This is a genomic window from Leptobacterium flavescens (assembly GCF_010671605.1).
Classification (GTDB): Bacteria; Bacteroidota; Bacteroidia; order Flavobacteriales; family Flavobacteriaceae; genus Leptobacterium; species Leptobacterium flavescens.
Genome location: NZ_JAABOO010000003.1, coordinates 621,590 through 641,830, shown reverse-complemented (window position 1 = coordinate 641,830; position 20,241 = coordinate 621,590). Strand labels below are relative to the sequence as shown.

At 40.2% G+C, this 20,241-nt stretch carries 15 protein-coding genes and 1 tRNA gene; 6 read left to right on the top strand and 10 right to left on the bottom strand.

The annotated features are described in order from the left end of the window. Nucleotides 1–2: 2 nt before the first annotated feature. Complete coding sequence (locus tag GWK08_RS15135) at nt 3–548, top strand: C40 family peptidase (RefSeq protein ID WP_163608069.1); 546 nt, start codon at nt 3–5, stop codon at nt 546–548. Nucleotides 549–580: 32 nt separating this feature from the next. Then, nucleotides 581–2,617, top strand: a complete 2,037-nt coding sequence (locus tag GWK08_RS15130; RefSeq protein ID WP_163608068.1) for a ComEC/Rec2 family competence protein — start codon at nt 581–583, stop codon at nt 2,615–2,617. 4 nt (nt 2,618–2,621) lie between these two features. On the opposite strand, the gene GWK08_RS15125 is transcribed toward GWK08_RS15130, so the two are convergent. Genes GWK08_RS15125 through GWK08_RS15115 form a run of 3 tightly spaced genes read right to left on the bottom strand, consistent with a single transcriptional unit; the run spans nt 2,622 to nt 8,188 of the window. Then, complete coding sequence (locus tag GWK08_RS15125; RefSeq protein WP_163608067.1) at nt 2,622–4,370, bottom strand: peptide MFS transporter; 1,749 nt, start codon at nt 4,368–4,370, stop codon at nt 2,622–2,624. A 33-nt stretch (nt 4,371–4,403) separates the two neighbouring features. Next, nucleotides 4,404–5,936, bottom strand: a complete 1,533-nt coding sequence (locus tag GWK08_RS15120) for a peptide MFS transporter (RefSeq protein WP_163608066.1) — start codon at nt 5,934–5,936, stop codon at nt 4,404–4,406. 26 nt (nt 5,937–5,962) lie between these two features. Further along, the gene (locus GWK08_RS15115) at nt 5,963–8,188 is read right to left on the bottom strand and encodes a S9 family peptidase (protein ID WP_163608065.1); all 2,226 of its coding nucleotides are present in this window, start codon (nt 8,186–8,188) and stop codon (nt 5,963–5,965) included. A 173-nt stretch (nt 8,189–8,361) separates the two neighbouring features. Between GWK08_RS15115 and GWK08_RS15110 the strand changes: the two genes are divergently transcribed. Beyond that, on the top strand, nt 8,362–9,684 hold the full coding sequence (locus GWK08_RS15110) for a hydroxymethylglutaryl-CoA reductase, degradative (protein ID WP_163608064.1): 1,323 nt from the start codon (nt 8,362–8,364) through the stop codon (nt 9,682–9,684). Further along, complete coding sequence (locus GWK08_RS15105) at nt 9,684–10,607, top strand: GYDIA family GHMP kinase (protein WP_163608063.1); 924 nt, start codon at nt 9,684–9,686, stop codon at nt 10,605–10,607. Before GWK08_RS15110 ends, GWK08_RS15105 begins: the two co-directional genes overlap by 1 nt. A gap of 56 nt (nt 10,608–10,663) precedes the next feature. Here the strand turns inward: GWK08_RS15105 and GWK08_RS15100 are convergent, their stop codons facing one another. The 7 genes from GWK08_RS15100 to GWK08_RS15070 all read right to left on the bottom strand — a co-directional run bounded on the left by GWK08_RS15100 (nt 10,664) and on the right by GWK08_RS15070 (nt 18,358). After that, nucleotides 10,664–12,793, bottom strand: a complete 2,130-nt coding sequence (locus tag GWK08_RS15100; RefSeq protein ID WP_163608062.1) for a peptidylprolyl isomerase — start codon at nt 12,791–12,793, stop codon at nt 10,664–10,666. Between the two features lie 91 nt (nt 12,794–12,884). Beyond that, nucleotides 12,885–14,159: a hemolysin family protein gene (locus tag GWK08_RS15095; protein WP_163608061.1), complete on the bottom strand. Its 1,275-nt coding sequence runs from the start codon at nt 14,157–14,159 to the stop codon at nt 12,885–12,887. After that, the gene (locus tag GWK08_RS15090) at nt 14,160–14,354 is read right to left on the bottom strand and encodes a hypothetical protein (RefSeq protein ID WP_163608060.1); all 195 of its coding nucleotides are present in this window, start codon (nt 14,352–14,354) and stop codon (nt 14,160–14,162) included. Between the two features lie 10 nt (nt 14,355–14,364). After that, entirely contained in the window at nt 14,365–14,919 is a 555-nt protein-coding gene (gene lptC, locus GWK08_RS15085) for an LPS export ABC transporter periplasmic protein LptC (protein WP_163608059.1), read from the bottom strand. A gap of 53 nt (nt 14,920–14,972) precedes the next feature. After that, the gene (locus GWK08_RS15080; protein WP_163608058.1) at nt 14,973–16,346 is read right to left on the bottom strand and encodes a tetratricopeptide repeat protein; all 1,374 of its coding nucleotides are present in this window, start codon (nt 16,344–16,346) and stop codon (nt 14,973–14,975) included. A gap of 18 nt (nt 16,347–16,364) precedes the next feature. Then, the gene (locus GWK08_RS15075) at nt 16,365–17,627 is read right to left on the bottom strand and encodes a hypothetical protein (RefSeq protein WP_163608057.1); all 1,263 of its coding nucleotides are present in this window, start codon (nt 17,625–17,627) and stop codon (nt 16,365–16,367) included. Beyond that, on the bottom strand, nt 17,627–18,358 hold the full coding sequence (locus GWK08_RS15070; protein WP_163608056.1) for a type III pantothenate kinase: 732 nt from the start codon (nt 18,356–18,358) through the stop codon (nt 17,627–17,629). The genes GWK08_RS15075 and GWK08_RS15070 overlap by 1 nt, the downstream gene beginning before the upstream one ends. 100 nt (nt 18,359–18,458) lie before the next feature. Here GWK08_RS15070 and GWK08_RS15065 point away from each other — a divergent pair. Further along, nucleotides 18,459–18,531, top strand: a tRNA-Phe gene (locus GWK08_RS15065). A 419-nt stretch (nt 18,532–18,950) separates the two neighbouring features. Further along, entirely contained in the window at nt 18,951–20,144 is a 1,194-nt protein-coding gene (locus GWK08_RS15060) for an alpha/beta hydrolase-fold protein (protein WP_163608055.1), read from the top strand. Nucleotides 20,145–20,241 lie beyond the last annotated feature (97 nt).

Genomic DNA, 20,241 nt, shown 5'->3' with positions numbered 1-20,241 from the left:
AAATGAAAAAACTAGCCCTTTTAATTATTATCCTTTTTGCCGTTCCGGCATGTAAATCTTCAAAAAAAGCAAGCAACAAGGACAAACCCAGAAAAGTTGTTGTAGCTCCGGCCCCGGAAAAGGAGGTCGAAGAGAGTAATACAGGTGAAGATGCTGAAGAACTCGAAAAAGCAGACAACATCATAAACACAGCCCTTGCTTTCAGGGGTACACGATACAAATACGGAGGGACCACTTCTAAAGGAATGGATTGCTCGGGACTTATTTATGTCTCTTTTAAGGAACACTCGGTTCCTCTTCAAAGGACTTCCTATATGATGGCTAAACAGGGAAAACAGATCAAGCTTAAGGAAGTTAAAAAAGGAGACCTCCTGTTTTTTAATACCAATAAAAGCAGGAAAAGGATCAATCATGTGGGTCTGGTAGTCACTGTAGACAAACAAGGAATAAAGTTTATTCACGCCACTACTTCACGTGGGGTATTGATCTCTTCTCTCAAAGAAGGTTACTGGAATTACGCTTTTATTGAAGCAAGAAGAATTCTGTAGTCTTTTTCGTATTTTTTTAGGTATTTTTACATATGAAATTATACAATTTCATTATTGTAAGGATCACCTTCTTCTATATTGCCGGGATCTGCCTGGGCTTTTATTCCGATCTGAATATCCTGCTCCTCCAGGTACTATCTCTGTCATTGATCTTCTTGCTGGGTATTGAATGGTACTATTCGGGAAAGCGTTTTATTCAGCAAAGCCTCTTCGGGCTGCTCAGCTACAGCCTTATTTTTACCATTGGAATAAACAGGAGTTCTTTAGCAAAGGATATAAATCGCAAAAACCACTACTCACATTTTTTAGAGAAAGACAGAGAAGCCGGCCTTGAATTAAAAATAAGGAAGGTATGGAAGCCCACGGCTTTTTACGATCGTTATGAAGCAGATGTTCTTCAAATGAACTATAAAAAACTCCGGGGTAAGATATTGATGAATATTCCCAGAAAAGACAGTCTGGCCGAACTGATCCCGGGGCAACACTTTTATACTTCGGCTGCTTTATATTCCATCAGACCGCCTCTTAACCCTCATCAGTTCAACTACAGCAAGTTTCTCGAAAAGAAGAATATTTACCATCAGATCTACCCAAAACCCGATTATTTACTTGAAATAGAAAAAACATCTGCCGGGATATACGGATGGACGGCCCGGTTGCGAAAAAAAATAAAGGCCTCCCTCAAAGGTCACGGGATGCAGGGAGAAGAACTGGCTATTGTAAATGCCCTCTTATTGGGGCAACGCAGGGATATTTCCGATGAACTATACAACAATTACACCCGGGCAGGAGCTATTCATATCCTGGCGGTTTCCGGCTTACATATCGGGATCATCCTGCTCCTGCTTCATTCCCTCCTGAAACCCCTGGAATATCTTGGAAAAAGAGGGAGGCTGATCAAGATGATTTTAATTCTGGGGATACTCTGGGCGTTTGCCATACTCTCCGGACTTTCTTCATCTGTTTTAAGGGCTGTAGGTATGTTTTCCTTTATTAGTTTCGGCCTGTACCGAAAAAGGCAAATAAACAATTATCTCTTACTTACCGGTTCTCTGTTCTTCCTGCTTTGTGTAAATCCGTTGTTCCTGTTTGATATTGGCTTTCAGCTTAGCTATACGGCTGTTTTTTCCATTTTATGGATCCAACCCCTTATCTTCCGCTTATGGGTCCCTCAGCACGGATTAACGCGTTATTTCTGGAGGCTCTTTTCGGCAAGTATGGCAGCCCAGTTAGGAGTGCTGCCTCTCAGCTTGTTTTATTTTCATCAGTTTCCGGCTTTGTTCTTTGTTTCCAACCTTATAATTATTCCCTTCCTGGGTTTTATCCTTGGTTTGGGGATTACGATCATCTGCCTCGCATTGACAGATGTCCTGCCATCCCTGATCATGGATTTCTACACCCGTTTAATTGCTCTGATGAATCGCATCATAGCATGGGTTGCCGATAAAGAAACTTTTTTATTTGAAGATATTTATTTTGACACCCTTTATCTGGTCCTGTTTTATTTCTTAATCCCGGCTACAGTTTACTTCCAGGAAAAAAGACGGTACCGATCGGCAATCGGAGCTTTGGTTATCACCGCTCTTCTTTTCTCCGGCAGGGAATTCTATCTCCGGAATTATCACGGACAAAAAGAAAAATTCATTGTCTTTCATCAGAACCGGAAAGCACTATTGGCAAAACAAAAAGCCAGCAACCTGGTACTGTTCGGAAAAGCAAACAAGACATCCTATGAAGAAAGGCTAATCCGGAATTACAGCAGGGAAGAAAGATTAAGCGTTACGCAAGACCGGAACTCTCAGCGTCTGTTCAAGCTAAACAATATTTCCATTCTTGTGGTTGATAGTCTTGGTATATATCAATTCACTGAACACAAAGCCGACTATGTTATTTTATGCGATTCTCCCAAAATTCACCTGGAAAGGCTTATCAAACTTCACCAGCCGAAAAAGATCATTGCAGACGGAAGTAATTACAAAAGTTATGTAGAGCGATGGATGGCCAGTTGCCGGAAAGAAAAAATCCCTTTCCACTATACCGGTGAAAAGGGAGTTTTTATTATTGAATGATGCATCAGTGAATACCGTGCATCAGTTTTCTTAGTTTTTTATTGAGCAGGATCAGCAGAAGGGCCGAACCAAAAGAACTGTAAACAAAAATAGAGAAGAAACCGGATAGAGAAATAGACTTGGAAATATCATCTATATAACTTCCTATGATCCCTCCTGTAAAATTCGCTATAAAATTGGCCAGGTAAAACACCCCGAACATCAATGCCATGATACGCTTGGGAGATAGTTTATTTACATAGGACAGACCGACAGGAGATATGGCCAATTCTCCAACCGTATGAAAAAAGTAAGCCAGGATCAGCCAGACCATACTTACCGAAGCCGTTTTGGCTCCTGCCGGAATAGAACTGGCTCCAATAGCCAGCATAACAAAACCTATTCCCAGAAGGAAAAGCCCCATTGCAAATTTGATCGGCCCTGAAGGTTCGATCTTATTTTTGTTTAATGCCTTCCACATTTTAGAAAAAAGCGGGGCCAGGGAAATAATAAAAAACGCATTTAAAGTCCCGAACCACGCAGTTGGTACTTCCAGGTTTTCACTGTGGAAATTCTCATAATTGATCACTCCCATGGCTATCCAGATGATCACAAAACAAATCCCCAGAAATAAAACGGACAAAGGATATGCCTTTGCAATTTTACGGCTGAGAAGAATAAAAACATAAGTAAGGATCAACATCGGGATGATGGTCAATATCAAACTTACGGTCCTGAAAGTATTTGCTGATGCATCCGTGGTAAAAGAACGCTGTGTGTAATCTTCTGCAAAGATGGTCATCGTTCCTCCTGCCTGCTCAAAAGCGAGCCAGAAAAAAACGATAAAAAATGACAGTACCGCTACAACTGTAAGCCGGTTCCGCTCCACTGTCGGATATTTTTTCAACCGAAGGATAATAAATGATAAAATAGAAATAATGAACGGAAGGATAATACCTAATTTTTTCCACACCGTATCCAGCTCAAAGACGTTCCATCCTATGGTGGTCAGTATTCCTAAAACAACACTCAAGCCTAATAAACCTGAATCACCTTTGGTAAATTTCACTTCAGTTTCTCCGTATTTCTCAGCTGCCGAAGGCGCATCTTTCTTCCTGTTTGGTTTTGATCCTATATCACCAAATATCTTTCGTGCAAAATAGAATTGTAACATCCCCAGGAACATAAAGAGCCCGGCGGCACCAAAGCCCCAACTCCATCCAAACTTCTCATTGGTTCCCAGCCATCCACAAATAATGATCCCTACAAAATAACCGGCATTTACACCCATATAAAAAATAGTGTAGGCGGCATCTTTAAGTATCAAATTCTTATCAGGGTACATTTCTCCCAGAATGGGGGTCATACTCGGTTTGAAGAATCCTGTTCCGATAATCAGAAATCCGATACCGGTATAGAGAGCCATTTCGGTTTCAAGGGCCAAAATAGCATGTCCTATCGTCATTAAAAGGGCACCTATAATTACGGAGTTTCTGCTCCCCAGGAACTGATCTGCGATCCATCCTCCAATGATCGGAGTAAGATAAACAGCTCCGGTATAAATAGCGTATAAAACCAATGCATCCGCTCTGCTCCAGGCAAAGCCTCCCGTACTGGTCTCACTTATTAAAAACAACACCAGGATAGCGCGCATTCCGGTATAGCTAAAGCGTTCCCACATTTCGGTAAAGAAAAGGACGAACAAGCCTACAGGATGGCCTAAAAGTGTTTTCTGGTTCTCTTTAGAACCTCCAAAACTTATGGCAGATGACATACGTTTACTTTTACGTGATTAAATAATCTGTTCTTAGTGAACGTTGCCCATCAACCTCTTTAAAAGGGGTGAGAATAAAAGGACTATCAAGCCCGCTCCAACAGCGTATTTGGCAATAAGATCAAATCCGCCTAAATAGATACTTAAAGTTTCCAGACCTCCAACATTACTGTCATCACTCTCAACAGCTAATTGTTTTCCGATAAATCCAACTACCTGAAAAGCGTAAGCCGAAGACAGGAACCAAACCCCCATCATAAAGGCTACGATACGTTTTGGTGAAAGATCGGTGATCTTGGATAATCCTACCGGTGACATAAATAATTCCCCAACAGAGATCAGGAAATACATGATCAGCAGAAAAGAAAAGGGAACCATCCCGTTTTCATCTGCACTACCGCCACTGATAGATAATATGTAAAAACTGATACCTGCAAATAAAAGTCCCAGCCCGAATTTATAAGGTGTTCTCGGATTCATTTTCTTTTTGGAAAGATAGGTCCAAAGAAGAGAAATAGGAATTGCAAGAATAATGATAAACATAGAGTTCAATGCATTTGTCTGAGAGGCCGTTATATATGTCAGGTTAACATTACGAGCCGCAAACAATGTAATTACACTTCCCGATAATTCATGGAATCCCCAGAAAATGGTCATAAAGATTGTGATCAGTACTGCCATAAAAAGCTTTTTACGCTCATCGGCAGTTGCTTTGATCATGATATAACCCAGATACGCGAGGATCACAAATCCGATAATCTTAAATATAACATTAACTACATTCTGATCTCCGAAAAAGGTATCTCCTCCTCCGATAGCTTCATAGGAAGAAAGTAATATTGCAATTACAGGTGCAGATAAGAATGCTAATATCGGGACAAGTGTTTTTTGAGGAATTCCCAGATATTTCCTTTCATATACTTCTATACTTGGTGGTAAACCTCTATCTCCGAAAACACTCTTCTTGATTCCGCTCCAGAAGAAAATAAGTCCGGTTAACATCCCAATTCCGGCCAATCCGAAACCGTAATGCCATCCATAGGTATTTCCCAGCCACCCACAAACGAGGGGAGCTACAAAACCACCGATATTGATCCCCATATAAAAGATGGTAAATCCTGAATCTTTTCTTGCATCCCCATCTTTATAAAGAGAACCTACAAAAGTGGAAATATTAGGTTTAAAGAATCCGTTCCCAACAATTATCAGGGACAGAGCCAGATAAAAAGCCCAGTTATTTTCTATGGCTAAAACAAAGTGTCCTAACGCCATAAGAACACCGCCCAAAAATATGGACTGGCGCATTCCGAGAATGGTATCTGAGATCCTACCTCCAATTACTGTAGAGGCGTATACCATAGATCCGTAAGAAGCATAAACAGCAGCAGCAGCTATGTCTCGACTTGCCAGGGCTTCAAAAATTTCATTAACCATGTACAAGGTTAATAATGCCCTCATTCCATAGAAACTAAATCGTTCCCAGAGTTCAGCAAAAAATAAATAAAACAATCCTTTAGGATGTCCGAACATCTCCTGTTCTTGTGGTGCTACTGTCTGATTTTCCATAAATCTATATATTGGTTACTATCTTATTACTTTCCTTTAACTTTATTTTCCAATTCCAACTCTTTCTTCTCTTCCTGAAGCTTATCTCCCAAATGCCTGTTAATGAAATTGGTCATTTTATTATAAAGTTGTAATCGCGTGTTTCCACCAAAGATCCCGTGGTTCTTATCAGGATAGATCGCCCAGTCAAATTGCTTATTGGCCTGCACCAGGGCTTCTACCATACGCATGGTATTCTGAACATGCACATTGTCATCTCCACTACCGTGAATTAAAAGGTAATCTCCCTTTAATTTATCAACATGATTGATCGGAGAGTTTTCATCATAACCACTAGGGTTTTCCTGAGGAGTCTGCATATAGCGCTCCGTATAAACGGTATCGTAGAATCTCCAGCTGGTTACCGGGGCAACGGCAATAGCCATTTTAAATACATCATTTCCTTTAAGAAGGCAGTTACTACTCATAAATCCACCGTAACTCCATCCCCAGATCCCTATTCTCTCAGCATCTACATAGGCTCTTTTTCCCAATTCTTGTGCTGCTGCGATCTGATCTTCAACTTCGTATTTTCCGAGTTCTTTATAGGTTACTTTTTTGAAATCTGCACCTTTAAAACCGGTACCTCTCGGATCTACACAGGCAATAATATATCCCTGTTGTGCCAGCATCTGATACCAGTAATCGTTACTTCCTCCCCATCTGTTAGACACCTGCTGAGAACCGGGTCCGCTGTATTGGAACATAAATAAAGGATATTCCTTGTTGGGATCGAAATTAGCGGGTTTGATCATCCACATATTAAGATCGTTCCCATTAATAGTGATGGTAGAGAATTCTTTCTGTGGAAGGTTATAAGATTTTAATTTATCCTTAAGTGAATTGTTATTTACGATCTCTTTGATCTCCTTTCCGTCCTTCGCTTTGTGAAGCGTGTAACGGTTCGGAGTGTCCGTATTGGAAAAAGCGTTGATAAAATATGTGAAGTCTGCACTAAAGGTTGCATTATTCGTTCCAACCGTCTTGGTTAGCATTTTCTTCCCTTTTCCGTTAATCCCCATAGAATATATAGCTCTGTTGATAGAACCGTTTTCTGTAGATTGAAAATACACACGGGCCGTTTTCGGGCTGAAACCATAAAAATTAGTTACTTCCCAATCTCCGGATGTGATCTGACGGATTAGCTTTCCGGTCTTATCAAATAAATAAATATGGTTGTATCCGTCTTTTTCACTTGTCCATAAAAAGCTATTATCGTTCAGGAATGTAAGATTGTCCGTAACATCTACATAAGCCTTATCCGTTTCATTGTAAATGGTCTTTGCTGTCTTTGCCGATGCATCATAAAAGATCAGGTCCAGGTTATTCTGATGACGATTCATCACCTGAATACTCAGAACATTGGCATCGTTGGTCCATTTGATCCTTGGAATATAGTAAGCATCATTAAGAGCTACTTTTTCGGTATTTCCATTCCCCAGGTCATATACGAATAGCGAAACGTCCGCATTTTTTTCTCCTGCTTTAGGATATTTGAATACGTATTGAGTCTGATACAACTGGTTTCCGTAGAAGTCCATGGAGAACTCAGGCACTTCTGTTTCATCAAAACGTATAAATGCAATATGAGTCCCGTTTGAATTCCATTCGAAGGCTCTTACAAAGCTAAATTCTTCTTCGTATACCCAATCGGTAATACCGTTGATGATCTTGTTCTTCACCCCGTCGGTGGTAATTTGTTTTGTATTACCACTGTTAAGGTCTTTTACGTAAATATTGTTTTCATACACATAAGCCACCTTATCTCCGTTAGGAGAGAATGTAGGCTCCTGGATCTTATTATCCGAAACCTGGGTAAGCGACTTACTCTTTATATCATAAACAAAATACTTCCCTAATCTGGAGCGTCTGAAGATAGGTGTAACATCCGTTGCCAACATAAGCTTAGACTCATCTGCGCTAAACTCATAGGAAGTAAAGAAATCCACTCCGTTCAGGTCTTTTGAAGAAACGATGGTTTCTACTTTCTGAAGGGTTTCATAATCGTATTTATCTACTGATGTGCTCCTTGAAGAGCGATCAAAATTCAGTACGGAATACTGTTTTCCGTTCTTAAGGGAACGCAGTACATCCATCCCTTGTGTTCTAAAGGCTCCTCCCCATATTTCTTCTAAAGTAATTTTCTGATCTTGAGCTACTACCGACGTGATTATTCCAGTGATTAAAAAGGAAAGAATAATATATTTCTTCATGAAGATTAAGTTTTAAGTAAAAAACCGTCAAGTTTACTAATAATTTCACAAAAAAATAAACTTTTTTCGTTAAACATCTAATAATTTGAACTTTCCAAACAACAAAAACCCAGCCAAAACTTCTCAAGCCTTCTTAATTATTATCTTTGTTTTCCGAAAATTGAATTCAAATAATGAATAAGCATATAGAAGGGTTTTCCAAACTGACGAAAGAACAGAAAATTGAATGGCTTACTGCCACCTATTTTGAAGAGAGTGAACAGGCATCCAAGCTATTGAAACAGTACTGGAATGAAGATGCTCAACTACAGAAACTTCACGATGAGTTTATAGAGAATACCCTTTCTAATTTTTACCTTCCTTTTGCCATTGCTCCCAACTTCCTGATCAATGAGAAGGTGTACAGCATACCTATGACCATAGAAGAAAGCTCTGTAGTGGCGGCGGCAGGAAAAGCGGCCAAGTTCTGGCAAAATAGAGGTGGATTCACCGCCAAAGTACTTTCGACAGAAAAAATAGGTCAGGTACATTTTATGTATTCCGGAAGCAAGGAGAAGCTAACTGCCTTTTTTGAGCAAATAAAAGGTCGTTTAATTTCAGACTGCGCCCATATTACAGCTAATATGGAGAAAAGAGGGGGAGGTATCCTCGATATAGAATTAAAAGACAAGACCGGAGAACTGGAGCAATATTATCAGTTGCATTGTACTTTTAATACGCTGGACGCTATGGGAGCGAATTTTATCAATTCCTGCCTGGAGCAATTTTCCAAAACCTTCACGGAAGAAGCCAGGTCTTATACCGCTTTTGACGAAACGGAAAGGCAGATCAGGATTGTAATGAGCATCCTTTCCAATTACGTCCCCAACTGCGTGGTCAGAGCAGAAGTTTCCTGTCCGATAGAAGAACTGAATGAAGACAAGGGTATTTCCCCCGAGGAGTTTGCCGAAAAATTTATAGATGCAGTTAATATTGCCAAGGTAGAACCCTACAGGGCGGTAACCCATAATAAGGGGATTATGAACGGGGTGGATGCAGTAGTGCTGGCTACCGGAAACGATTTCCGGGCGGTGGAAGCAGGGATACATGCCTATGCAGCCAGAGACGGAAAATATTCAAGCCTTACCGATGCCGCTGTGGAAGATGGAATTTTTAAATTCTGGATAGAACTTCCCCTGGCACTGGGAACCGTAGGCGGACTCACTTCTCTCCATCCTTTGGTTAAACTTGCCTTGGAAATGCTGGGCAAACCAAGTGCCAAAGAGCTAATGCAGGTAGTGGCCGTAGCAGGCCTTGCACAAAACTTTGCAGCCCTCAGATCATTGATCACTACCGGGATACAAAAGGGCCACATGAAAATGCACCTCCTGAACATCCTGAACCAGCTGCAGGCTTCGGAAGAAGAGAAAGTTTATTTTGTAAATTACTTTAAAGACAAGACGGTTACCCACAGCCAGGTAGTGGACGCCTTCAATAAATTACGGGCCAAAGCCTAATGCAAAAAGAATATTACAGCCATGGAAAATTACTCCTCACCGGAGAGTACGTAGTTCTGGACGGGGCTCTGAGTCTTGCGCTGCCCACTACTTATGGCCAATCTCTCAAACTGCGGGAAGTTAAAAAACCGGAACTTCACTGGAAAAGTCTTGATGAAAAGGGAGAAACCTGGTTTGAAGGTACCTTCGAGCTGTCAGGGATACATTTTACCGCTACCGATAAAGATATAGCCGATGTTTTAATTAAGATCCTGAAAGAAGCCCGGAAACTGAATCCCGAATTCCTAAAACCGGACTCAGGTTTTGAGGTTCTGACCAAACTGGATTTTCCCAGGAACTGGGGCCTGGGGTCGTCGTCAACTCTTATAAACAATATTGCCCAATGGGCCGGAGTTGATCCGTACACACTTCTCTGGAATGCTTTTTCGGGGAGCGGTTATGATATTGCCTGTGCCAGGAGTTCGACTCCTCTCAGCTATCGCCTGGAAGGCAAAAAAGCCATCAGCAGGCCGGTTAATTTTGACCCTTCCTTTAAAGACAGCTTGTTCTTTGTGCACTTGAACAAAAAACAGAACAGCAGGGAAGGTATAGCCCGCTACAGGTCTTTTAAAAACGAGAGCAGAAAAAATGAAGTGATCTCTGCTGTATCCCGTATCAGCAGTGAGTTATCTGACTGTGATTCCCTAGAGCTTTTTGAAAACCATATAAAAGAGCACGAACAGCTGATCTCTTCTCTGATAGAGCTTCCAACGGTTAAAGAGCAGTTGTTCCCGGATTATTTCGGAGAGCTAAAAAGTCTTGGGGCCTGGGGCGGCGATTTTATCCTGGCTACCGGAAATGAAGAGACCGCCGGCTATTTTAAAAGCAAGGGGTTTGAAACCGTTATTCCTTATTCCAATATGATCTTAAATATCGATCAATAAAAAAACCCTGACGATATACATCAGGGTTCTTTATATTTCTTTCAGGCTTTATTCTATTAATAGAAATCTGCTCTGTTATCTTCTATCTCCGCTGATTTTCTCAGTGCATTGAAAACCGAATTATTAACACGGTTCCTGTTATCTGTTTTTTGTCTTAGTAAATAAACAGAATAACTGTCCAGTGAAGCCGCATCTGTCTTTTTGGTTACCTGAACCATAAACACTCCGTTCTCACCTTCAATAAGACTAGAAGTTGCTCCTTCCTGAAGTCCGAAGGCAGCACCGATCACTTTCGGCTCTCTTCCTGCCCCTGCAATCGTAGAGCTCTTCATATCAAGTGAAGAAGCCGCACTAACTGAAGTTCCGTTTGCCGCAGCAAAATCTTCCAGTGTAGTGGCATTGCTCTTACTCATGATCATCTCAGCTTTTTTGTGTCTTCTGATAATAGGTAATACCCTTGCAGAAGCCTCTTCTGCCGATAATACTCCTTTTTTACTTTTTCCGGTAAGTCTTACCACAGCATATCCGTTGGTAAGATTAAATCTTCTTACGTCACCCACCTTGGCCTCTTTAGAGAATGCCCACTGAACTATGCCTCTCTGAGCTCCTAATCCCGGTAAATTCTCATCAAGCGCCCTAACCTTATTTACAGGTCGTAATACGTAGTTCTTTTCACTTGCCGCTTCCGCAAAGTCTTTGGAAGTAGCATCGATCTCAAACTTGGTAGTTGTAGTGAAAAGATCATTGATCGTCTTTTCAGAAGGTTCAACTTCACGCTCAATAGTTGCCAGTTTTACCGCATCCGAAAATGCCGCCTGATCATCTATTCTGATAATGTGGAAACCGAATTTGGTCTTAACCACATCTATATCTCCTTTGTTGTTAAAGTAGAGGTAATCACTAAAATCTCTGTCGAAAGTATCATCAGTGATCTGAGAGTAAAGGAACCATCCAAGATCTCCTCCTCTTCCTTTGGTACCGTCAGGGTTGATGGAATCTGCAACTTCAGCAAACTTCTCTTTATCGTTCCTTACCAGTCTTAAAATACTATCGATGCTCTTTCTTGCTTCTTCTTCAGTTTTGGTAACATCTGTACCGGCACCCAAAGCTCCGCTGAAACGCACAAGAATATGACTTGACTGAACAGAATCGGGAATTCTTGCTTTAGCTACTACTCTCGACATTTTATACGCTTCCCCGTCCTTGTATGGTCCGTAAACATATCCAACTTCAGAATTCAACAACGTGTCTGCCTCAGCAACTGGAAGCTGTGCTCTGAAAAGGTATTTATCAAGGTATTTAGTATCTGAATGCTCATTTACAAAAGCTTCAACATCTGTAGTGGTAGAAAGACCCGCAATGGTATCGTTCTTCCCATCTCTGAACTCAACACTCTTATCTCTAAGCTTATTTACTATACCGAGAACTTCCTGATCATCTTCCAGAGAAGGTTTTTCTTCAAAGAAAACATATTCGATACTTCTGGAAGCATCTTCTTCGTAAAGGTCTTTATGATCGTTAATATAACTCTGGATATCTTTTTTGCTAACGGTTACCGTGCTATCAGGGATAGAAGAATATGGTACTCTTACGTATTTGATATCCACTTTATCGTTTTCAAGTTTATAATTAAGTTCTCCCTCTTTTGCAGTGGCTCCAACCCCTGCTTTAATAAGGTTAAAATACATTTGCTCCTTGGCAGCATCTACCAGGCTTTGCTCCTGCTGTTTCCACTGTTCAAAGGCAATAGGATTATTAGCTTTCAGATCGGCGATAAACTCTATAAATCTTCCTTCATCAAAAACACCAGACGCATTCTGGAAAGTAGGGTCTGAAGCATAAGAAGGATTTGCCTTTACGACATTGATGATCTGATCTTTTTCTATACTCAATCCGAGTTCTTCATACTGTTGTGACAATAAAGTATTTCTCAATTCTCTATTCCACACCTGGTTCACTACCTGTATAGTAGATGCACTAGGCCCGTAAGCCCTTGAAGTCCTTTCTACCTCCTGGATGAATTCATCTCTGGAGATACTCTCTCCATTAACCTCACCTACGATAGATTTGGTAGATTCGAAACCTCCGTTTCTGAATAAATCGGAAATTACAAATGCAAAAAGTGCCAAACCAATCACCAAAATCAGGAAAAGTGAACGCTTTCTAATTTTCTCAAGAATTGCCATCTGTCATTACTATTTATAAAATTACAGTGGGCGAAAATACCATTTTTTTGGGATAATAAAAACCTGCAGACCTATTAATTAAGAGCTTTTTTTAATCTTCATCGAATACATGAAGATGCAGGAGGTCTATTTTTGTATTACTCACTTCCAGAACGGTAAAATGATAGTGATCTATTTTAATAACTTCCCCTTTTTCCGGGATCTCTCCCAACTGACTTACCACAAGCCCTCCAAGGGTCTCATAATTCTCATTTTCGGGAAGGTTGAGCTTGTATTCTTCATTGATATAATCTACCTCCAGTCGCGCCGAAAGTTTAAACTCATTTTCTTCGATCTTCTCCTCTGTAAGCTCTACGGTATCGTGTTCGTCCTCAATCTCTCCGAAAAGCTCTTCTACGATGTCCTCTACGGTCATAATACCTGAAGTTCCTCCGTATTCATCCAAAACCACCGCAACACTCTTTCTCTTTTTCGTCAGAACATCCAGGATATCGTTAATAAGCATGGTTTCCGGAACAAACTCTACCGGAAGGAGGATACTCTTTATACTTTTGGGTTTTTTAAAAAGCTCGAAGGAATGTACATATCCGATAATATCATCTATGGTAGCTTTATACACAATGATCTTGGAATAACCGGTCTCAACAAACAGCTTCGCCAGGTTCTTCGGTGTTTCGTGTAATTCCACCGCAGCGATCTCCGTTCTCGGGATCATCACCTCTCTGGCCTTAACCTCAGAGAATTCAAGAGCGTTCTGGAATATCTGTATTTCAGAATCCACATCGTCCTCATCGGCTACAGCTTCCATTTGCTCCGAGATATAATCGCCCAGTTCCACTTTGGTAAACGCCAGCTGTATCTGATCACCCTTGGTCTTAAAAAATACCCTTAGTACCATATCGGATATCCAGATCACAAATTCCGATAAAAAATGGAACAAGACGTAAAATATATAAGCCGGAATTGCCAGGATCTTAAGCAAAGTATTGGAATAGATCTGAAAAAATACTTTGGGAAGGAATTCTGCTGTCAAAAGAATGATCAGGGTAGAAATAATGGTTTGCCACAGGATGATATCGAAGGGTTTATTCTCGATCCCCACATGCTGAGGCCACCACCATTTAACGATAAGCTCTCCCATAAAAAAACCGTAAACCACCAGGGAAATATTATTCCCTACCAGCATGGTAGCAATAAATTTGGAAGGCTTCCGGGTAAGCTTGGTCAGTATGCCTGCCAGAAAGTTGTCCTGCTTTTTTTCAATTTCAATATGAATCTTATTGGCAGAGACATATGCGATCTCCATGCCTGAAAAAAAAGCAGAAAGAATTAAGCAAATAATAATGATCAGGACCGAAAAATCCATTTACTTATTATTTTTTCTCGCTTCGAATTTTTTACGATAATGCCTTCTGAAGAAAAACATGAAAATAGACACAACTGCAAAAGCCACAAAAATATAAGCCCTGCTTCTATCTGCATTCCATTGGGTAATTACTTCTCTAATAGAAATTACCGCTACTACCAGGTATATGATCTCAAAAAATTTAAAAAACCTCATTTCTCAGTGTTTATTCATCAATTACTCTATCTCCTGTATCCACATTTGCATTTACCAGTGTAAACTCCTTATTGAAATCGATACCGGTTCCATTCATATAGGTGTCAGGCCCAGTAAAAGTATAATTTTTTTCGGTAAATATCCATTCGTTTTTTTGATCCCAGTATAATTGCGGGGCTTCCAGGCGTTTCCCGTCATGAGTTTCAAGAACCACATTCCCCTGAAGATCTATAAGATTGGTTTTAGAATATATGATCCCGTAATCTGCAGTAACCGTACTTTCGTTGTTCTCTTTGTCGTAAAAGATCACTTTCAGGCCCTCGGGGAATTCCTGGTAGGGAAAAGACTGATTGGAAAAGTTCAGGTTCTTTTTACTCATTAGTTTTGCCTTCACTCTTCCCGAATCGGTATAGAACAATTCAAAATCCTCTGCTATCCCTTCCGGAAATTTCTCGGAAGTACTGAGCTTTTGAATTTCCTTGATCTTACCCTCACATGAAAAAAACATTGTCACAGTAAAAACTGTGACAATGCTTAAAAATATATTCTTTAATAGATATTTCATCTGTTATCCTGTTTTTGCCAGGGCCGGACGGTGCCCTGTATTTGCTGTCTTAATTATAGTGTCGGAACTTTTACGCTTCCACCTACCCAGCACTTAAAGGTAATTGTCTTCCCAGCCATTCCCGCATTAAAGATATCGGTCTTACTAGGTGCTCTACCCGCGTAGCTGGCAGCTGATTTTGCAGCAGCAGACTTAAGAGAAGAATCTACTCTTCCTGCTTTTCTTGCAAGGTCCGCAGCTTTCCAGTAAATAGCTCTCTTCTCAAAAGGAGTTGTTCCACAGTTGTTTGCGCTGTTCGCATACATTTTAGCGATCAATAAATACGCTCTTCCGTTAGAAGGTTGGATATCTATAGCTCTCTGAGCATAGTTCCTTGCAGTTGAATACTGTCTTCTCTTCTCATACTTACTGGCAATTCTTGTAAGCGTCTTTGCCTTCTTAAAGTTATCTGTTTCAAGGTCTACAGACTCATTGTAATACTTAATAGCTTCAGAAGAGTTTCCTTTCTTATCATTAAGGATACCTAAATAGTACGCCGAGTTAGCCGATGGCTCCAATTGGTGTAACGCTTCCACTAATTGTACAAATAACGGGTCGTCATCACAATCTTTATTAGCCATTCTTCCAGCAGCTCTGTTTAACCAAACCGCATCGCTCTTTTTAGCGTCGAAGCTCTTCTGGTAAAGAGGGATAAGGTTTGCACAATCTGCCAACGCTCCAAGCTTACTGTCGATACTTCCTTTTATCGTATTATAAGCGTTAAAGTTCGTTCTTACTCTTTTTAAAGTTCTCTGCTCTTTAGCACTAAGAGAACCCGCTTCTTCTTTTGGTAATAATTTATCGATAGTACCTGATAAAGACTTGGACTCATCTTCAATTCTTTCTCCTACGTTATCATAGGTATCAAATACCAACTGTAATTCTTTACTCCCTGAATTATGCAAATTCACTAAAGTTGAAAAATAAAGATATAATGCTTTTGGGTTTTTAAAATTAGCTCTGTCTTCGGTAAACGCCTTATGAAGAAGATCGTATATCTCCTGATCAGAACCTATTTTTTCATCAAACTTAAGCAGGGCCTTATCAGAAAGCACTGAAGCAAGTTTAAATTTGTTAGGGAAATATTTGTGACTCTCATCATAGATCTCCATCAACATGTTCACATAAGACGTCTTATCCCCTCCCGAGGATTTTTTGATCTTGTCTTTTAATATTCTTTTTCCCAGGGTGTAGGTTGCTGAGTTTAATTCGGGACAATTTTCTTTCACCATTTTCCATGGCTCATAAGCAGCATCGTAATTTTTTACTTTTACGTGTTCTGCAAAGATAGACAGGTTCGTCATACACTCAGGGTTTTGTGCCTGAGCAAAGGTCATTCCGACAAATCCTATCAAACCAAACAAAAACATTATTGTCTTCTTTTCCATCACTTAAAATTTATATGGTTAATTATATTGAACTTTTCTAAACCACTTGCCTAATAACGACAAGCTCACTTTTACACTAAAATATGTTTCTTCAACTCTTCCTGCAGTAGTGGTTCCTCTTCTTCCTCCTTCAAACCCAATATTCAATTTAGAACCTCCTACTGGTAACCCTAAACCAAAAGATATGCCAAAATCGTTTACAGGGGTATTATTTAACCTGATTCCTGTTTCTTCATATCTTAATCCCAATCTATAAGTTACTCTACTCCAGTAACTTGAAAAAGAGTTGTATCTGGGAACATAAAATCCTCCTAAAGAGAATCTGCTTCCATCTTCGTAGGCTAAATTACTAATACTCAGGAAAGAATTCTCAAAGTTACCTATTTTTTTTATTTCGTACTCCCCGCCGACAAACCATTTATTGAGTTTCCCTACTCCAAGACCAAAGGTAGTGGTGCTGGGAATAATAAGATCTGTCTCTCTTAAATTCAGGGCATCAAGATCTACATTTATACTTTGAGCCACCACATCTACTCCGGTAATAGTCGAGATAGTTTCCAGTCTTCTTTCGTTTTCCGAAGTAATGGTTGCTTCCGGGGCATAAATAACCGATGAATGTAACATCAGGTCTTTTGTAAGGCGTCCTTTATAGTTAAGTGCCAGGTTAACATCGATCCCGGACAGTGAAGATTCATTTACTTCCCGGGTAGCTAATTGGACTCCCTCTATAATTCGTCGTGTATCATTGTCAATCCTTCCAAAATCGTAATTAGCAGTAGCACCGATACTAAAATTTTTAGTGATCGCATACCCCACAGATAAAAATGCCCGATTTAATCCGCCATCTCCTGAAAACCTATCCAAAACATTAGGATCCTGGGTTTCATCAAGAGATTCCAGCTGATATCCAACCGAAGAATACGGAATAACACCAAACCCTATTCCGAGTTTCGGCGACAAGGGAAAAGCCAGTGCCAGATATTCGAAAGCTCCGTTACCGGTGCTCTCTGTAGTAGTTTCATTTTTAAGGCTCAGATTGGTATAAGAAGCAGCTACCGTATAGGTAGTTAATCTCAGGTTTCCAAAAGCTGCCGGGTTCCTGAAATTAAAGGCGATACTATCTGCAAAAACACTTATCCCTCCCATCGACTGATTTTCAACAGTTCCTCTAAATCTAAGTTCGCCTAAACCAAAAAATGAATATGGAGAATTCGAACCGTTTTGCGCATAACTATTTGAAATTAGCAGCAATGTAATCCCTACAATTATCTTTCTTATCATTAGTGTTTGTTGTATTCTAAAATGTAATTAAGTCCCCCCAAAATGAATTTTGAATTGGCAAATATGGTATTTTTTAATCTTTTAGACAAAAATTGGGTATCTCCACCTGTTAAAATAACTGTTAAATCTTTGAATCTTTGTGAATATTGCCCTATAATTCCTTCAACCTCATTAATCATGCCATTCTGAACTCCCGAAATCATGGAGCTATTTGTATCCTTTCCGATAAAATCATTTAACTCGCTGTTTTCCAGCAAGGGAAGTTTAGCCGTAAACTGATGCAGTGCCTTAAACCTCATTTGAAGTCCGGGAGCTATAGCCCCTCCGAGGTACTCTCCTTTAGCATTTATAAAGTCGTAAGTAATACAACTTCCCGCATCTATAACAAGGGTGTTCGTCAAAGGATATTCCCTGGCCGCCGCAGCCACCAATGCTATGCGATCTACACCCAGGGTCTCGGGTGTTCCGTATTTATTGACAAAAGGAATTCGGGAATCATGAGAGAGGACATGAACTTTATAAAATGCCTTAAGGCCCGAAATTTTAGCCTCAGCCAATCCCCCGACATCAGAGATAATACAATCTGTTATCTCCTTAAATTCTCCCTGCAGATCGGCAATGGTTTTACTCCACTCTTCTTCCTTAACTGCCTTATCGTAAACCAGATGTCCTTCGGTGTTAAAAACAGCCAGTTTAATGAATGTATTACCAACGTCTACTATTAAGTTCATATCTCATTTAAAAGTTGTAAATTTACAAAACCCATTTTTTTAAAATTTCTTTTGGTAATAACAAATTACCATTTATATTTGCACCCGCAATCAAGCAACTGGTACCTTAGCTCAGTTGGTAGAGCAACGGACTGAAAATCCGTGTGTCCCTGGTTCGATTCCTGGAGGTACCACGTCTAACACAAGACCCACTCTTTTTTGAGTGGGTTTTTGTTTTTGGAGGGATAGGGAAGCTTGCTTCTCTAAATACCAACGAAAACAGAAAGCCTCTGTCGCAGACAGCAGGGTCTTGTATTTGCAGTATTGGTTCCAAAGGAACAACGAGAAAAACGATGTTAATCCTGGAGGTACCACGTCTAACACAAGACCCACTCAGAAGAGTGGGTTTTTTGTTTTTGGAGGGATAAAGAAAGAGACACTACAAAAACCCCGAAGTACTCCCTTCCGAAGTGAGGATAGCATTACCGGATCATTCTCTTGAATTTTTGCGAAAATAAAAACACTTATCCCCTGATAAACACGTTCCTGTATTTTATGTTTTAAGATCATCGCTTATTTCGTTGGTTTGGGCATCAATTAATAAATGGTAATCATGAAAATAGCACATAAAAGCAGATGGATAGCAACTATAAGTTTAATACTGTATACTATAACAGGGCTATCTCAATCTTCCGAACAAATCGTTATCGGAACACAACATTCCATTCAATCCGAAATCCTTAATGAAGAACGTACCTATATGGTTAAATTACCGGAGGGGTATGAAAGCAGGAAACAAAAATACCCGGTAATGCTGGTTTTGGACGGAGAGGAAAACTTTCTCACCTATTCCGGTATTGTAAAGGAAATGAATGACAGCTGGCAAATTCCGGAAATGATCATTGTGGCTATTAAAAATATCGATCGCACCAGGGATTACACCCCAACACACAGCATGACGGGCCTGAACGGAGCTCAAATGGGGTTTCTGAGAACAAGCGGCGGAGGCAGGACTTTCCTTCATTTTATCGAACAGGAGCTTATGCCGAAAATCAACACTATCTATCGCACCAGCAACTTTAAGATCCTGGCCGGACATTCTTTCGGAGGGCTGGTAGCCGGAATGACATACCTGTCCGACAAAACCGGGTTTGATGCTTTTATTGCCATGGATCCAAGTTTTTGGTGGGATGATCAGCTCATAACAAAACAAATTGATCAGATCGATTTTTCATCCGTAAAGGACAGGATCTTTTATTTTTCTTCAGCCGATAAATATGAAAACTACGAAGGGGCATATCACATCTATGAGAACAACATAAACTCCCATCTTTCATTTCTTGCCAAATTAAAGCAGAAAGGGGTCTCTACCTCCAATTTAAAACTTCAGTTCTTTGAAGATGAAACCCACGGCTCCGTAGAATTACTGAGCCTGTATTACGGATTAAAGTTTATTTTTAAAGACTACCTCCTTAAGGATTTTAACCGAAAGTCGATAGGCGAGATAACACAGCATTACAAAACAGTTTATAAAGGTCAGTTTGCACCACCGGAATGGGCTGTAAACCGTCTGGGATACAATTTATTGCAGCTCGAAAACGGCAAAGAGAAAGCGATACGGTTGTTTGAGTTAAACCTGGCTAATTATCCCGGGTCCTTTCAAGCTCTCAGGAACCTGGCGGAAGCGTATCGGCAAACAGGAGAAAATACAAAAGCCCTGGAAATGTATAAAAAAGCAGTTGCGCTTAATCCGGCTTTTAAAGCGGGAAGGGAAGCCATTAAAGCCTTGCGGAAATTAAAAGAATAGCTTAAGCTACGGAAAAGTTTTAAGCAAGGATCAGCAAAAGCAGATTAGCGGTGGTCTTTTTGATTGTGATGAAATTGAATAATCATTTATAAAAGGC

Coding starts and splice junctions, on each gene's coding strand:
- GWK08_RS15070 (WP_163608056.1), bottom strand. CDS start 18,358: ATGAACTTAATAGTAGACGTTGGTAATACATTCATTAAACTGGCTGTT.
- GWK08_RS15120 (WP_163608066.1), bottom strand. CDS start 5,936: ATGGAAAATCAGACAGTAGCACCACAAGAACAGGAGATGTTCGGACAT.
- GWK08_RS15115 (WP_163608065.1), bottom strand. CDS start 8,188: ATGAAGAAATATATTATTCTTTCCTTTTTAATCACTGGAATAATCACG.
- lptC (WP_163608059.1), bottom strand. CDS start 14,919: ATGAAATATCTATTAAAGAATATATTTTTAAGCATTGTCACAGTTTTT.
- GWK08_RS15080 (WP_163608058.1), bottom strand. CDS start 16,346: ATGGAAAAGAAGACAATAATGTTTTTGTTTGGTTTGATAGGATTTGTC.
- GWK08_RS15130 (WP_163608068.1), top strand. CDS start 581: ATGAAATTATACAATTTCATTATTGTAAGGATCACCTTCTTCTATATT.
- GWK08_RS15110 (WP_163608064.1), top strand. CDS start 8,362: ATGAATAAGCATATAGAAGGGTTTTCCAAACTGACGAAAGAACAGAAA.
- GWK08_RS15100 (WP_163608062.1), bottom strand. CDS start 12,793: ATGGCAATTCTTGAGAAAATTAGAAAGCGTTCACTTTTCCTGATTTTG.
- GWK08_RS15090 (WP_163608060.1), bottom strand. CDS start 14,354: ATGAGGTTTTTTAAATTTTTTGAGATCATATACCTGGTAGTAGCGGTA.
- GWK08_RS15105 (WP_163608063.1), top strand. CDS start 9,684: ATGCAAAAAGAATATTACAGCCATGGAAAATTACTCCTCACCGGAGAG.
- GWK08_RS15095 (WP_163608061.1), bottom strand. CDS start 14,159: ATGGATTTTTCGGTCCTGATCATTATTATTTGCTTAATTCTTTCTGCT.
- GWK08_RS15075 (WP_163608057.1), bottom strand. CDS start 17,627: ATGATAAGAAAGATAATTGTAGGGATTACATTGCTGCTAATTTCAAAT.
- GWK08_RS15125 (WP_163608067.1), bottom strand. CDS start 4,370: ATGTCATCTGCCATAAGTTTTGGAGGTTCTAAAGAGAACCAGAAAACA.
- GWK08_RS15135 (WP_163608069.1), top strand. CDS start 3: ATGAAAAAACTAGCCCTTTTAATTATTATCCTTTTTGCCGTTCCGGCA.
- GWK08_RS15060 (WP_163608055.1), top strand. CDS start 18,951: ATGAAAATAGCACATAAAAGCAGATGGATAGCAACTATAAGTTTAATA.